General features: G+C 61.1%; 13 protein-coding genes. 8 read left to right on the top strand and 5 right to left on the bottom strand.

What is annotated here, in order from left to right:
* Positions 1-4: 4 nt before the first annotated feature.
* On the bottom strand, positions 5-1,855 hold the full coding sequence (locus tag HDF16_RS15245) for a TonB-dependent receptor plug domain-containing protein (RefSeq protein ID WP_184218076.1): 1,851 nt from the start codon (positions 1,853-1,855) through the stop codon (positions 5-7).
* A 135-nt stretch (positions 1,856-1,990) separates the two neighbouring features.
* Positions 1,991-2,686 (bottom strand): ribonuclease HI family protein, encoded by a 696-nt coding sequence (locus tag HDF16_RS15240; RefSeq protein WP_184218074.1) that lies wholly within the window; start codon positions 2,684-2,686, stop codon positions 1,991-1,993.
* A gap of 142 nt (positions 2,687-2,828) precedes the next feature.
* Between HDF16_RS15240 and HDF16_RS15235 the strand changes: the two genes are divergently transcribed.
* From HDF16_RS15235 to HDF16_RS15210, 6 genes are all read left to right on the top strand, one after another.
* Complete coding sequence (locus HDF16_RS15235; protein WP_246409143.1) at positions 2,829-3,671, top strand: RNA polymerase sigma factor; 843 nt, start codon at positions 2,829-2,831, stop codon at positions 3,669-3,671.
* A gap of 121 nt (positions 3,672-3,792) precedes the next feature.
* Positions 3,793-4,770 (top strand): HEAT repeat domain-containing protein, encoded by a 978-nt coding sequence (locus HDF16_RS15230; protein ID WP_184218072.1) that lies wholly within the window; start codon positions 3,793-3,795, stop codon positions 4,768-4,770.
* Positions 4,771-4,810: 40 nt separating this feature from the next.
* Positions 4,811-5,845 carry a PDZ domain-containing protein gene (locus tag HDF16_RS15225; RefSeq protein ID WP_184218070.1) on the top strand — a complete coding sequence of 345 codons (1,035 nt, stop codon included), beginning with the start codon at positions 4,811-4,813 and terminating at the stop codon, positions 5,843-5,845.
* 68 nt (positions 5,846-5,913) lie between these two features.
* Positions 5,914-6,294, top strand: a complete 381-nt coding sequence (locus HDF16_RS15220) for a hypothetical protein (RefSeq protein ID WP_184218068.1) — start codon at positions 5,914-5,916, stop codon at positions 6,292-6,294.
* A gap of 228 nt (positions 6,295-6,522) precedes the next feature.
* Positions 6,523-7,518: a radical SAM protein gene (locus tag HDF16_RS15215; protein WP_184219195.1), complete on the top strand. Its 996-nt coding sequence runs from the start codon at positions 6,523-6,525 to the stop codon at positions 7,516-7,518.
* Positions 7,519-7,613: 95 nt separating this feature from the next.
* Positions 7,614-8,048: a hypothetical protein gene (locus tag HDF16_RS15210; RefSeq protein WP_184218066.1), complete on the top strand. Its 435-nt coding sequence runs from the start codon at positions 7,614-7,616 to the stop codon at positions 8,046-8,048.
* 25 nt (positions 8,049-8,073) lie between these two features.
* Here HDF16_RS15210 and HDF16_RS15205 read toward each other — a convergent pair whose 3' ends face one another.
* On the bottom strand, positions 8,074-8,760 hold the full coding sequence (locus HDF16_RS15205) for a DsbA family protein (protein WP_246409141.1): 687 nt from the start codon (positions 8,758-8,760) through the stop codon (positions 8,074-8,076).
* Positions 8,761-8,973: 213 nt separating this feature from the next.
* On the opposite strand from HDF16_RS15205, the gene HDF16_RS15200 reads away from it, so the two are divergent.
* Positions 8,974-10,476, top strand: a complete 1,503-nt coding sequence (locus HDF16_RS15200; RefSeq protein ID WP_184219192.1) for a TolC family protein — start codon at positions 8,974-8,976, stop codon at positions 10,474-10,476.
* Positions 10,477-10,665: 189 nt separating this feature from the next.
* A complete protein-coding gene (gene tssD, locus HDF16_RS15195) occupies positions 10,666-11,157 on the top strand; it encodes a type VI secretion system tube protein TssD (RefSeq protein ID WP_184218062.1) in 492 nt (163 codons plus the stop codon).
* A gap of 80 nt (positions 11,158-11,237) precedes the next feature.
* On the opposite strand, the gene HDF16_RS15190 is transcribed toward tssD, so the two are convergent.
* Both HDF16_RS15190 and HDF16_RS15185 read right to left on the bottom strand, forming a co-directional pair.
* Complete coding sequence (locus tag HDF16_RS15190) at positions 11,238-12,485, bottom strand: dipeptidase (protein WP_184218060.1); 1,248 nt, start codon at positions 12,483-12,485, stop codon at positions 11,238-11,240.
* 128 nt (positions 12,486-12,613) lie between these two features.
* Complete coding sequence (locus HDF16_RS15185; RefSeq protein ID WP_184218058.1) at positions 12,614-13,834, bottom strand: pyridoxal phosphate-dependent aminotransferase; 1,221 nt, start codon at positions 13,832-13,834, stop codon at positions 12,614-12,616.
* Between the last annotated feature and the right edge of the window lie 169 nt (positions 13,835-14,003).

Below are 14,003 nucleotides of genomic sequence, written 5' to 3'. Positions count from 1 at the left end.
CTCTTTACCTGCCGGGCCTGCTCCAGACGTAGGCAACGCCGCCCATGATCGTCCGTCCCGGCAGGGGAACCGCCGGAATCTCCTGGTAGCCGGTATTGGAGAGATTCATGAGCCGGAGATACGGCTGCACCCTACCCTTGCTTCGGGCAATTGAGAGGTCCCACAGCGGGTAGACCGTATGCTGGGTCCGCTGCACGGCCGCGACCTGCGTCCGCGCGATGACCTGGTGCAGAAACTCACTACTCCAGGAGAAGACCGCCCGTTGTGCGGCGTAGTTGTAGGCGTACTCCGAGATAAGTCCCGCCGGTGGCGAAGCCGCCCTCACCGCAGTGTAGGAGAGACCGATCTCCTGCGATCCGGAGAGCCGCACGAGCGCGCTCGTCTCCGCACCGGTGAAGTTCAAGTGATCGACGTTGATCGCCTGCCACTTGTCGGTCAACGAGTATTTGCTGTAGTCGATGGCGTTGTGTTGATTCAACTGGAAGCCCGTTGCGGAGATGCGGAAGCGGCCTCCGGGCGTCCAGTCGAGGCCACCCTCGTAGCTCCACGAGGTCTCGGGCTTGAGCTTCGGGTTGCCGATCGTGGTTGGATCGGAGTAGTTGAGATCGACGTAGGTAGGCAGGCGAAATCCATGCCCAGCGGCACCTCTCAGCCGCAAGCTGCCTGAGAGACGGAACGCTCCGGCAAAGCTCGGCGAAAAGACGCTGCCACCGCCGCTTAGGACCTCTTCGCGTGCGCCGACTGTCAGTGAGAGGCGATTGAACTCACGCAGCGAGAGATTCACGTAGCCCGCGCCCTGATTCCTTCCGTGGTGGCCCAGGTTGGAGCTTGCGATGGTGTCGGCTTCGGCCTCAAGTCCGTAGGAGACAGTGCTTTCCTTGCCTAGACCGTCACTCCGGCGAAGTGCGCCTTCCCAGTTGGTGGCGACGTGGTTGTTCTCATAGATACTCGGCTGGCCATCGAAGAGAACGAACAGATCCGTGTGCTTGAGGTACGCGAAGTCGAGCGCGGTCTTCGGCCCCAGTTGCTGCTGCACAGACGCGAACCATCCCTTGGTCCGCTCCCACGAGGGATAGGGCCCGTAGAAGAGATTGGCTCCGTAGGGACGGTCGCTCCCCGCTACCAGGATGTCCGTCGTACCTAGAGCACTGTGATGCAGCCAGGTCTCGGCAGCGACCGCGTTCGAGTGATACCCGCGGTCGTTGCTCCCGCCGGAGTAGAAGCCGTTCGAGGTGTCGCGGCTACCCGTCAGTTGTCCATCAACAGCGCTCAAATGAAGGTCCGCCTGGAGGTGCTGCTCTTCGCTGCCGAGGTTGCCGAATCCCGCCTTTGTCGCAACGGAAGTTGCCCCTGGCGGCCGCGTGATCAGGTTCACCGCACCGCCGATCGCGTCCGAACCGTAGACCGTCGAGCCTGAGCCGTGCAGCACATCGATCTTCGCGATGGCCTCGAGCGGGACAGGGATGTCGAGGTTCAGGTGCCCGGTCTCGGGATCATTGATGCGCAGGCCGTTCACCAGCACCAGCGTCTGCTCGAAGGTGGTGCCACGGATCGAGAGGTCAGCCTGCACTCCGTTACCCGCGCGGGACTCCAGGTTCAGCGCAGCGTCCTGCCGCAGATAGTCCACCGGGCTATTGAAGAGCATGGGATGCTCGCGGAGGTCGAACTGCACGACGGAACGGTCGGGCAGGTCCTCCGAAAAGAGCATGGGCTCAACCGTGGTCACGTCGATGCTCAGCTTCACTTGCGGTACAGGAACAGGGGCTGGAGACAGGGGAATGGGAGCTGGCTCCTGAGCTATTGAAGCCGTTGAAACGAAAGGGCTGAGGCACAACAGGAACAACGTCGAACGCATGGAACTCACTTCAATGAACGGGGAGATTGAATGGGAGAAAGGTTCGAAGCTCATGGGCCGTACGAGCTTCCTCGGGGTCCTTCGACTTCGTTCGTCGCGTAGGCGCCGAACTCCGCTCAGGATGACGGTCGTTCATTACTCGCGGATGATCTTGACGAAGATGCCTTCGGGCAGTCTATCCTCGCCGAGGATATGGATGACGCCATCCCGGGTGAAGCCGCGCAGCATGGCGCTTGAGCTGGCAACCTGCGCAGGCGCGGCCTTTTGCGCGTAGGCGATGGGCACCGGCGGGGCAGTAGCGCGGTCGGGGTACGGCGTAGCCTTTGGGGCTGTCGCTGGTGCGGAGCCTGGCTTCTTCATCCCCCGATCCATGGCCTCGTTCGCCAGCCGGTCAGCGTCTTTATTCTTGTGCCGAAGCGCGTGACTGATCTCAAACCCGTCGAGTTTGGCGATTCGCCGCTTCGCCTCATCGTAGAGCGGCTTCAGATCGGGACTCTTGACCTGGTACTTGCCCTGTATCTGCTTCACCATCAACTCGGAGTCCGAGACCAGCTTCATTCGCGAGTGGCCATGGTCGATCGCGTACTGTAGGCAGCCCAGCAGGCCGGAGTATTCGGCGAAGTTGTTTGTTTTGAAGCCGAGAAACTCCGAAAGCTCGGCGATGACGCTGCCATCCGCCGCCTGAATCAGCGCGCCATAACCCGCCGGGCCGGGATTTCCCCGCGCTCCGCCGTCACAGTGGGCGGAGATCCACGCGCCGGAAGAGCTACGGCTGGACTGACTGGATTGATCGGAGAAGAGGGAGCTGGAAGGGGTGGAGCGGGTGGTCATGCTTCCAGTCTACCGAACTGAAAACTCCCCAATTCCACCAGTCGATCTGGTGCAAAAAATATTTTCGCGGACGCTCACTTTCCACAGCAATCCGGGTCTATTACTGTGAACGAACAGTTCCTGACTCCGGAGTCGGAAACAGATGAATGTAGAAGCGTTAGGCCTCACCCCAGACGGCGAGTTCGCCCTCCAGACCACCTCACCCCCGGTATCCTCGCGGGCGAGCCGAGTAAGCCCCTTCGCTCTTGCACTTGGAGCGCAACCCGCACTGCTGCGCAATTCGGCCACGTTGCCGGTAGAATCATTGCCAGCGATGCCGAAGATCGGGACACACTCGGAAGAGCGTCACCAGCGCTCGGGACGCGGTGGAAAGCTCACCCAGGCGCAGATGGATGCGCGTGCCCTGCAGCGCACCGAGGATGACGAACTGATCCGCGAAGCGCAACGCGGAGAGCGCGCCGCCTTCGATTCCCTGGTCCGGCGCTACGATCAATCAGTTCTCCGCCTGGCGCTGCATATGCTCGGCAACGAGCAGGACGCGCAGGATGTTCACCAGGAAGCTTTTATCAAGGCGTATCGCCACCTGGGGAACTTTCGCTTCGAGTGCTCTTTCTACACCTGGCTCTACCGGATCGTGACGAACCTGTGCCTCGACCAGCTTCGCCGCCGGAAGTCACGCCGCGAAGATCCTGCGACCGTGCTTGACGCCAGCGGCGACGAGATGGACCTGATGGCCAACGTTCCCGACACCAGGGCGATGGCGAATCCGGGCCGCGAACTGGAGCGCAAGGCGATGAGCGAGTCGATCAGCGATGCGTTGAACCAGTTGACGCCGCGCGAGCGCACCGTCTTCGAGCTGAAGCACTACCAGGGTTTGAAGCTGCGCACGATCGGCGACATGTTGAACACGACGGAAGAGACGGCAAAGAACACCCTTTTCCGGGCAACAAGAAAACTAAGGCTCAACCTGGCGAACGTCAGGTAGCGAGTAGATCGAGATTTACCCGGCGCAATCTCCACGCCGGCTTGAAACGAGATGACGAAGGGCGAGCAACACAGACCCGACGCATAGCGGTACATCTTTGAGGCTGAAGAGGCGGAAGCAAATGAAGTGCGAGATTGCCCAACAAAATATGGTCTTTGCCGGGTACGGCGAACTCCACGACGAACAAATCGATGGCCTTGAAGAGCACCTGGCGGGCTGCGAGGCCTGCCGGCAGGAGTTCGAGTCGCTGAAGCTGATGCAGGAGCAGCTTGCCCTGTATCCGATGCTCGAGCCCTCGCCGAACCTGCTTGCGCAGTCGCGGATGCGGCTGGACGAAGAGCTCGACCAGATTCCGCCGCACGGATTCCTTACCCATGTGCGGAGTCTCTTCTTCGGCTCGCTCGCCAACATCCGGACGTCGCCTGCACTGACCGTTTTGCTGGTCGGCGCCGGGTTCTTCGGCGGATACTTCACGTTTCAGTACCAGGCCGCCAATTCGCCGCGTCTTCCCGGCGCTACCCACATCTCAAACCTGGCCAACAGCAGTGTCGCGAACATCACCGGCATCGTTCGCACGCCTGACTCCGAGATCATCCAGGTGAACTACAACAAGGTCGTTCCCGAGACCGTCCAGGGTTCGCTCGACGAGCCGGAGATTCGCAAGCTGCTGATGATGGGATCACTCGATCGCGGTACCGGCAACGTACGCGAGAGTTCTGTTGCCCTGTTGGCCAGTGAGTGCAAGGCCGGCCATCGCTGCCTCGCGTCCGGTCGTGGGGACGCCGCCGACAGCGAAGACATCCGGACCGTCCTGATGGTGGCCCTGCGCTACGACCAGAATCCGGCGGTCCGCCTTTCGGCTCTCGAAGGTCTGGAGCCCTACGTGGCCAAGGACAAGCGTGTTCGCGACGCCATACTCGAATCGATGGTGCACGACACCAGCATGACCGTCCGTCAGGCAGAGTTCAAAGCCATCCCGCCGGTGCAGTCCGATTCGAGCGTGCGCCAGGTACTTCGCAAACTCTCTGTCGAGGACGAGAACCCGTACATACGGACCGCCTCGTTCAACGCATTACAAAGTTCTGGTGATATTCAGTAATCTCCGGCAGTCTATATCCATTGAAATGTCCGACTCTGCCATGAAATCGACGCTCACACCGACAAGACAACCGAGCTGGACGGCGGGAGCCGCAAAGCTCACCATCACGCTTGGCCTCCCGCTGCTTTGCACAAGTCTGGCTGCGGCGCAACGGGTGCATATTAGCCTCGCGGCGTTTCCCCTCGGTGGACATGGCGGAGCACGTGGCGCGGCTGCCGCACCCGCGACAGCACCTCCAGGCTTCCTCGGAATCGGGTTCCGCGACGTCACCGAAGACCGACTGACGCTGCTCAAGCTGAAAGAAGCGCGCGGTGCGGAGGTGATCCAGGTAGATCACGACGGACCTGCCGGAATCGCCGGTCTGACCGAGCACGACGTCATTCTCCAGGTAAACGGCCAGTCAATCGAGGGCGAGGAGCAGCTTCGCCGCATCCTGCGCGAGACTCCGGTGGGCCGCAACGTTACCCTCGTCTTCAGCCGCTACGGCCAGCAGCAGACGCTCACCATGCAGACCGCCGATCGCGCGGCGCTCGAACGCCAGGCGTGGGATCAGCACCAGAGCGTGCCCGACCCTTCACACTCCTCAAGCTTCCATGGCAATAGCTTTATGGGCGGATCACCGCTCACCAATGCGCCCATCACCGCTCCTCCCGATCCGCATGGGCACAGCCTGATCCCGTCGATGCTGTTGAACTCCTCCTATACGGGCGTCGTGCTGGAGATGATCGGTCCGCAGCTTGCGCAGTACTTTGGATCGCAGGGTGGCAATGGCCTGCTGGTGAGAAGTGTTGACCCCAACAGCCCGGCCGCTGCCGCTGGGCTGCGCGCCGGAGATGTCGTCGTCCGCGCCAATGCCGTTATCGTCACAGGCACAAGCGAGTGGTACAAGCTGGTGCGGGGCAACCGGGGCAAGCCTGTCGCGGTCGTGATCATGCGTGACCGGCAGGAAGAGACCCTGGTGCTGGTGCCCGACTCCAAGAAGCGCTCCAGCCTTGAGAATCCCGGGCTATGGCAGTCTGGCGCTGACGAACAGGCGCACGCGGGCACGCCCGGCGGTCTGTCAGAGATCAACTGATCCCGATCCTCCCGGATGGCGTACACTTGCAGCATTCCGAACTAACTTGAATGCGCTCCGGAGGATCCATGAAGTCTCTTCTCAAGCTCAACATTGCGGCAGCCTGCGCGTTTACGTCCATCGCCGCCTTTGCCATCGACGCCACCCCGAAGACTGTCACCGTCGATGGCTGGATCAGCGAATCGGGCTGCGGCGCCGAGCACGCCAGCGTCAAGGGTGCCAACCCCGGATGCGTCACCAAGTGCATCAAGGAAGGCGCAAAGCCGGTCTTCGTCGATGACGCCAAGCAACAGGTTTGGAGCATCGACAATCCCGACTCCATCAAGGGCCACTACGGACACCACATCCAGTTCACCGGCACCGAAGACGCTACAAAAAAGGAAGTCCACATCACCAAGGTGACCATGCTCGCCGAGCAGGGCGCGAAGACTGACACCATGATGAAGTAGTTCGCCTCTTGATCACGTCCCGGAACCAAACGCCCGGGTGCCCCATCCATGCGCAGTTTCACCGCGCATGGGTGGGACGTAAAACGATCGCCCTGTGCTACGCCTGACAAGCGGACATTCCACGCTGCATGTAAAATTAGAGCCATGGCTTCGCAGACTCAGGGCGTGGATACTCCCGCCGTTCGGACGATCAAGACCGTCAAACCTTCGAGCAAGAGCACCCGGCGCATGAAGGCCGTGACCCGCAAGCTCCGCGAGCTAGGCTCGATCGGCTCCGCCCTGGCCTCGACCGGCCACCCGTACATGGCGCACATCGTGCCCATGCGGCGCTGCAACCTCGCCTGCACCTACTGCAACGAGTACGATGATTTCTCCGATCCCGTCCCGGTCGACGAGATGCTCCGGCGCATCGACCACCTCGGCCGTCTCGGCACCTCGGTCATCACCATCTCCGGCGGCGAGCCGCTGCTGCATCCGGAGCTCGACCAGATCATCGCCCGCATTCGCAAGACTGGCGCCATCGCCGGCATGATCACCAACGGCTACCTGCTAATGCCCGAGCGCATCGAGCGCTTGAACAAGGCCGGCCTCGACCACATGCAGATCTCGATCGACAACGTCATGCCCGACGAGGTCTCGAAGAAGTCGCTCAAAGTTCTCGACAAGAAGCTGCAGATGCTGGCCGAGTACGCCGACTTCCACGTTAACATCAACTCGGTCGTCGGCGGCGGCACGCCCCCGCAGGATGCGCTGATCGTCAGCGAACGCGCTCTGGGCCTCGGCTTCAGCTCGACCATCGGCATCATTCACGATGGCAGCGGTCAGTTGAAGCCGCTCGGCGAAGAAGAGCGCAACGTCTGGGACAAGGTCCGCAACCTCACTCGCCGCAGCTACTCCCGCTTCAACCACTTCCAGGAAGCCATCGCCAACGGCAAGCCGAACGACTGGCGCTGCCGTGCGGGCGGACGTTACCTTTACATCTGCGAGAACGGCCTGGTGCACTACTGCAGTCAGCAGCGCGGCTACCCCGGCGTTCCGCTTTCCGGCTACCAGACGGCGGACGTGAAGCGTGAGTTCCTGACCGAGAAGAGTTGCTCCCCGAACTGCACCATCAGCTGCGTGCACCAGGTCAGCTACATCGACCACTGGCGCGCGCCGCAGACCTCGCAGATCACGCCGGGATCGACATCGCACGGTTCGCCCGAGCTCGTCCAGATCCGCTAGCTTCACACAAATGCTGTAACGGCGCTCCACGGAACCGCACTCTTGCGGTGTGAGCCTGTTCGATCGTAACGACTCGCTCACAAAGGAGATTCGTTATGACAACCGCAACTCACCCCGGCGCCACCAAAGCGCCTGACACCGCAGCCTTCAATCACTGGGTCAAGTCCGCACTCACCGACCACTCCCGCGCTTCGCTGCTGAAGCACGACTGGCGCAAGCTCGCGATGGCTGAACTGCCGCTCTCTGAAGCGCAGCATGAGCACCTCGTAGGAATTCCCGTCGCCGATGCAACGGCTCTACAGGCTGCGATTGCCCAGGTTGTCGACTTCGGCGGCACCATCCACATCGAGCGCGCCTCAGAGACCAGCGCCGGAACCCTGGTGGTAAAGTCGGCCTCGAAAGTCGGATCCAAGTCCGTGACCGTCGAACAATCGCTCGAGCCCAACCTAAGCGTCGGGATCTTCCACTGCACCTTCAACGCACACTGCCGGAACTGGCACTGCGGCTGGGGTCCATCAAAGAGCAAGTAGGAAGTCGCGAAGAAGCGCTCCTTGTTTACAGCCCGGACTGCTTCTTCGCCGCAGCCTTTACGGCCGGCTTCGTCACAGGAGCCGGGCCCGCCTGGGCCAGCGCCTGGTCTATCGTCTGATAGAGGTAGTTCGGATCCATGATCTGCGTCCAGCCCTTCGTTGTGACCACGAAGATCGTCGGTGTCTGGCTCAGGCCGATCCGTTCGCCCAGCGTCTCGTCGGCCTGCACTTCGGCGCGGAAGAGACCGTTCGGGTCCATCACGAACGGCATGTTCTGGCCGTGCTGCTGAAACCACCGCCGGGTGAAGTTTTCGAGATCGTCCTTGCTGGCAATGGCTGTCTGAGAGGCAAAGACATCGCGGCGGAAGTCGTCGGCCACCTTCGGCGAGACTTTGTCCTGAAGGTAACGGGCGGTAATGGCCGCGTCGAAGCTCCAGACGTGCATCTTGAGCGGAAAGTCATGACGTACCAGCGGAATCTTATATTTATCGATCGCGGCGTGGACGATAGGCGCGGCGTGCGCGCAGGCTGGGCACTCCAGGTCCTCGAACTCATAGATCGCAACCTTTGCTCCTGCGGGCGGTTTCACCATCGACGTGTCGCGAAAGCTGTTGCCTTTGCCCGGAGGCACCGCGTTCTGGGCCAGACCGGACAGGCTGGCTGTGGCGAGCAGAGCAGAGGCGAAGAGAGCGCGGGCGATCGATCGGTTCATGGCATTTAGACGCATAAGGTTCCTGTTCTTCTCCAGCAACTCTCATTTTAGATGGAATCGTAAAGACGCAACAGTCTTGGGATCTTCTTTGGCTGCGCAGCGATCATGCGACAGCAATTGCACTGGAAATGAGGCATAGCGACTACAGGCGGAGAGATCGGAGAATGAATTTCGCAACCTCTACCCTTCCGTGGCACTCTAACTAAAGTGAAGATGAGATCGCGCGGTACCTCCACAACAACTTACGGGATCTCCCAGGCCGTGACCGCACCGGCTCTGGCGCTTGCCTTCGGCGCGGCCAGCCTGCTGGCGCAGGTTCCTGCCGCGCAGGCGACCGCAGACCTGCCTCAGGCCCCGACACCGAGTGTCGCGACTTTAAACCGCACCCTTTCTGCGGGAACCAACGGATTTCCCATCCTTACCACCACTCCTGGCCCGCTTCGCCTCAGCCTGGACGACGCCATCCAGCAAGGGATGGAGTACAACCTCCAGCAGGTGCTCGCGCAGCAGAATGAGCGGGCGATCCGTGGTGAAATTCTAACGACGGGCAATGCTCTCCTGCCCAACCTGACGGCCCAGTTCAAATCCACTGCGCAGGAGCTGAATCTTGCCGCCATGGGCTTCAAGCCGTCCTCGCTCGCTGGTCTCAACATACCGGCAGGCGAGTTCTCCGAGATCGTCAAGGTAAACACCACCGCCGCGCAGGTGAACGTCAGCCAGGCGCTCTTCAATCTGCCGGCGTATGAGTTCTACCGTGCCGCGCAAAAAGCCGAGCTGGTCGCCCAATTGAACACCAAGCTGGGACGCGGCAACGTGGCGCTCAGCACCGGCACGCAATATCTTCAGTGCATCGCCGACGCCTCGCAGATCGCGAACGCCATTGCCCTCGAAAAGTCAGACGAGGTAGCCCTGCGGCAGGCGACGCTCTCGCACGATGCAGGCGTTGGGATCAACCTCGACGTGCTTCGCGCGAGGGTGCAGCTTCAGAACCAGCAGCAAGTCCGCATCAGCGCGGAGAACAAGCTGGCCAAGGACAAGATTGCCCTCTCCCGCCTGATCGGTCTTCCAGCAGACCAGGAGTTGGAGCTGACCGATACGGTGCCCTTCGCCGAGCTCGCCACCATGACCCGGCCCGATGCGCTCACGCTCGCCTTTACGCGGCGGAAGGACTACCTCGCTCTCCAGGCCCAGCTTGAAGTCGCCCAGCGGACGCAGAAGGCAGTCCGCTACCAGCGCCTCCCGACCCTCTCCGCCAGCGGCTTCTATGGTGTTCTGGGCGAGACCACCGGCCTCTACCACGGCAACTTTGTGGCCGCCGGCAAGCTACAGTTCCCCATCTTCCAGGAAGCCGCGCTTCGCGGTGAAACCGAAGTGGCGAACGCGCAGATCGACAAGGTCCACCAGCAACTGGCCAGCGTCAAGGCCGACATCGACCAGCAGATTCGCTCCAATATGCTGGACGTCCAATCGAACTCGGACCTGGTAAAGGTCGCCAGCAGTAACGTGGAGCTCTCCAAGCAGGAGCTCTCGGATGCCGCCGACCGGTTCTCGGCCGGTGTCACGGACAATCTTCCCCTGGTCCAGGCAGAGGCAACACTGGCCGCCGCACAGGACCGTCTGGTGCAGAGCGAGTTCCAGTACAACCGGTCGAAGCTCGCGCTGGCCCGCAGCATCGGCGTGGTCGAGACGCAGTACAAGACCTACCTGGGACGCTAATGGCTCCGCGCAAGTCGCAAAATCATCCCCTTTTAGTTTGATAAAAACAGCGGTCTTTGGATTTCGCTCGTGACCACTCCGCTTGACTTCGCATAAGATGGGTGGCTCTCGGAAGAGAGCAGCCGAGGCACCTTCGTCGCTCCATGTGTACGAAGCAACTGACACCACATCGAACTGAGGGGTTACAAGATGGCAGTCAACGCGTATCTGACGCTCAAGGGCCAGCGGCAAGGACTGATTGCGGGGCCAGTCACTGACAAGGGCCGGGAGGACAGCATTGAGCTTCTCTCGTTCTCGAACAAAATTGTAAGTCCGCGCGACCCGGCCTCCGGCCTGCCGACTGGGGTTAGGCAGCATCAGCCCATCTGCGTTGTCAAGGAGATTGACGAAGCCTCCACGGCGTTGCGCAGCGCCTTCGTCGACAACGAAAACCTCACCTCGTGGGCGCTGCAGTTCTGGACCGCCGGCGCGGTCGATCCCGTGATGGATACCGAGATCTACACGATCCGCCTGACGAACGCGAGCATCGCCTCAATCCGTGAGTTCCTGGTCGAGAGCGAAGACCCCGCAAACAACGGTCTGCCGCTGCGCGAAGAGATCACCTTCACCTATCAGAAGATCGAATGGATCTGGACCGAAGGCGAGACCACGGCCGAAGACGATTGGCAGCAGCAGGCGTAGGTCGCGATGAGATCCATCTCGACCGAAGCGACGGACGGAACCACCTTCCGTCGCGCAGTCGAGAGCCGCATTCCCTGCCGCTACTTCTCCGCGTACTTAGTCTCGATCGCCGCAGTGGACTTCAGTTCCCTCGCCCGCTGCTCAACCGCGTGCATCACCCGCAGCAGATTGCCGCCGTAGATCTTCTTGATGTCCTCCGCCGAGTAACCCTTCTCGAGCAGCGCCCGAGTAAGCGCCGGGAACTTGTCGTAAGAATCAAGCTCCTTGGGCACGCAGCCCACACCGTCGAAGTCCGTGCCGATGCCGACGTGGTCGATGCCGCCCACCTTCACCGCGTGGTCGATCTGCGCGACGACATCGGCCAGCGTTGCCGGCGGAATCTTGCCGCCCATCGAAGCCTCAAGCGCCTCCATGGCCGCCTTCTTCTGCTCCGCATCCTGGATCTTCAAGACCTCAAGATACTTCGCCCGCATCTCGTTCATCAGCGGCTTCGACTTGTCGTAGTAGTCCTGCGAGAGGAAGTCGCAGCCAAAGTTGATCTGCATGGTGCCGCCCTTCGCAGCCAGCGCCTTGATCATCTCGTCGGTCATATTGCGGGTGAAGTTCGAGACCGCGCGACAAGCCGAGTGTGACGCGATGATCGGCGCACTGCTGGTCTCAAGCGCGTCATAGAAGGTCTTGTCGGCAACGTGCGAGATGTCGACCATCATGCCCAGCCGGTTCATCTCGCGAACGACATCCTTGCCGAACGGCGTCAGCCCGTTGTGCTTGGGCACGGAGGTGTCTTCGACATCGCCCTGCGAGTCGGCCCAGTGATTCGTGTTGAAGTGGGTCAGCGTCATGTAGCGCACGCCGAGCGCGTAGTAATCGCGCAGCAGCCGCAGCGAGTCTTCGATAGCGTGGCCGCCTTCAATGCCCATCAGCGCGGCAATCTTATGTTCCTTATGCGCGGCGATGATCTCGTCAGCTGTCGTCGCAAAGACAAAATCATTCGGGTGTGCCGCGACCACGTCCGTCTTCACCGTGTCGATCATCTCTAGCGCCCGGTTGGCCGCGTGATTGTCCTTCACATACTCCGCGCCAACGTACACAGCAAAGAACTCCGCACCCAGATAGCCCTTCATCCGCGGCAGGTCAGTCTGGCCGCTCTTGTTCGGTGTCGCGATATCGTAGCCCTCAACGGTGCGCGAGGTGACGTCGTTGTGTGTGTCGATCAGGATCGCCTCGCGGGTGATCTTCGCAACCTCGGCGTCGGTGACTTTGTGCTGGGCAAATACCGGAGAGGCGATCAGAAGAGCGGCGGCAGCAAGACGTGTGAGGCTGGGCAAGGCGGTTCCCTTTCGTACTTGTAGTGGATAACGCCGATGCCCCGGCTGCGTGAAGGCCGGGGCATCGATGGAGATTGGTGGAATCCCACGTCTCAGAATCGAGATGTGGGGGCACCGCGTTTGTGGATCTACGCGAGGTCGGGCAGGCCGTTGCCTTCGAAAGGATTGTGGAGTCCGGCAGTCGCCGGCTTATCCATGACTTCTTTGAACGCGACCTTGAACTTCGCCATGTCGTCGGCGCTGCCCACGGTGACGCGGACCATGTTCGGCCAGATCGGCCAGGTGCGCCCGATGAAGACGTTCTTCGCCTGCATCGCCGTGATGACTTCGCGTCCGTTGCGACCGGTGTCGATCATGAAGCAGTTCGACTGCGACGGAATGAACTTGTAGTTGTTCTTTGTAAGGAAGTCGAAGGTATCGTTGCGGATGTCGCCGATGATCTTCTTCCGCGACGGAACGAGTTCCGCATCGAGCAGGCTGACGTTCGCAGCCGCGGAGCCGGTGATGGGCATCGCGTTCTGGCCGTAGGCCTCGAGCTTCTTTAGCAGGTCGGGACGGCCTACTGCGAAGCCGCAGCGGATGCCAGCCATGCCGTATACCTTCGAGAAGGTACGCAGGACGATCACGTCCTTGTCCGCGGCAACCATGTCGAGCACCGAAGGCGAATCCGAGAGATGGATATAAGCTTCGTCGACGAGCACGATCGCGCCCTTCGGCTTGTTGGCTACTGCCCAGGCGATGTCTTCCTTCGAGGTGAGTGTGCCGGTCGGGTTGTTGGGGTTGCAGATGTAGATGATGCCTGCGTTGGGGTCCGCGGCGACCATCGCCTTCACGTCATGCGCGTAGGTCGAGGTGAGCGGAACCTTGGAGATCTTCGCGCCGGAGATCTGCGCGGCGCGCATGCCTGCTTCATACGACGGGTCGCCGGTGACGAAGCCTGCGGTAGGCGAGGTGAACGCGAGAGTCGTGAAGTGCAGCGGCTCGGAAGAGCCAGCGTAGACCGCGATGTAGTCCTCTTTGAGGCCGTTCTGCTGAGCGAAGGTGGTGGTCAGCTTGGCTGTCTCGCCGTCGATGTCGTAACGGCCACCCTTGTGAGCGATGGCTGCGATGGCTTCGCATGCCGCTTTACATGGGCCCAGCGGGTTCTCATTCGCGTTGATCAGCACCGCGCCTTCGGGGAAGGTCATGCGGCGACGCGGCTTGGCTGCGGCCTTGCCCGCAGGAGCAGCCTGCATCGCGGCCTGCGCGAAGTGAGCTTCGGTGAAGATGGGCATGGCTGCTGCGGCGGCGCCCGCAAAGCGCATGAACGAACGGCGTGATACGCCAGAGTTGAGTCGGCTGGAATTCATGGAATGCTCCTTGAAATGCAGAATCAGAGTGCGGAATCGTGAGAATCGGAACTTTGCTTAAGCGGAGTCGGCAAAACACTGTCGGAACACTGGCCGAATGCTGCGAGAGCTTCTTCAATCGGAGGAGAAAGGGTCTTCACACTGAAGAAATGAATTGTAGGGTGGGAAT

It is taken from the genome of Granulicella aggregans (genome assembly GCF_014203275.1).
Classification (GTDB): Bacteria; Acidobacteriota; Terriglobia; order Terriglobales; family Acidobacteriaceae; genus Edaphobacter.
The sequence above is the reverse complement of the archived record's forward strand: the minus strand, read 5'-3'. Positions and strand labels throughout refer to the sequence as shown.

What these genes read in the sequence shown, in the direction of transcription:
- tssD (WP_184218062.1), top strand. Translation starts at nt 10,666, where the DNA reads ATGGCAGTCAACGCGTATCTGACGCTCAAGGGCCAGCGGCAAGGACTG.
- HDF16_RS15225 (WP_184218070.1), top strand. Translation starts at nt 4,811, where the DNA reads ATGAAATCGACGCTCACACCGACAAGACAACCGAGCTGGACGGCGGGA.
- HDF16_RS15220 (WP_184218068.1), top strand. Translation starts at nt 5,914, where the DNA reads ATGAAGTCTCTTCTCAAGCTCAACATTGCGGCAGCCTGCGCGTTTACG.
- HDF16_RS15215 (WP_184219195.1), top strand. Translation starts at nt 6,523, where the DNA reads ATGAAGGCCGTGACCCGCAAGCTCCGCGAGCTAGGCTCGATCGGCTCC.
- HDF16_RS15185 (WP_184218058.1), bottom strand. Translation starts at nt 13,834, where the DNA reads ATGAATTCCAGCCGACTCAACTCTGGCGTATCACGCCGTTCGTTCATG.
- HDF16_RS15245 (WP_184218076.1), bottom strand. Translation starts at nt 1,855, where the DNA reads ATGCGTTCGACGTTGTTCCTGTTGTGCCTCAGCCCTTTCGTTTCAACG.
- HDF16_RS15210 (WP_184218066.1), top strand. Translation starts at nt 7,614, where the DNA reads ATGACAACCGCAACTCACCCCGGCGCCACCAAAGCGCCTGACACCGCA.
- HDF16_RS15230 (WP_184218072.1), top strand. Translation starts at nt 3,793, where the DNA reads ATGAAGTGCGAGATTGCCCAACAAAATATGGTCTTTGCCGGGTACGGC.
- HDF16_RS15200 (WP_184219192.1), top strand. Translation starts at nt 8,974, where the DNA reads ATGAGATCGCGCGGTACCTCCACAACAACTTACGGGATCTCCCAGGCC.
- HDF16_RS15240 (WP_184218074.1), bottom strand. Translation starts at nt 2,686, where the DNA reads ATGACCACCCGCTCCACCCCTTCCAGCTCCCTCTTCTCCGATCAATCC.
- HDF16_RS15235 (WP_246409143.1), top strand. Translation starts at nt 2,829, where the DNA reads ATGAATGTAGAAGCGTTAGGCCTCACCCCAGACGGCGAGTTCGCCCTC.
- HDF16_RS15205 (WP_246409141.1), bottom strand. Translation starts at nt 8,760, where the DNA reads ATGAACCGATCGATCGCCCGCGCTCTCTTCGCCTCTGCTCTGCTCGCC.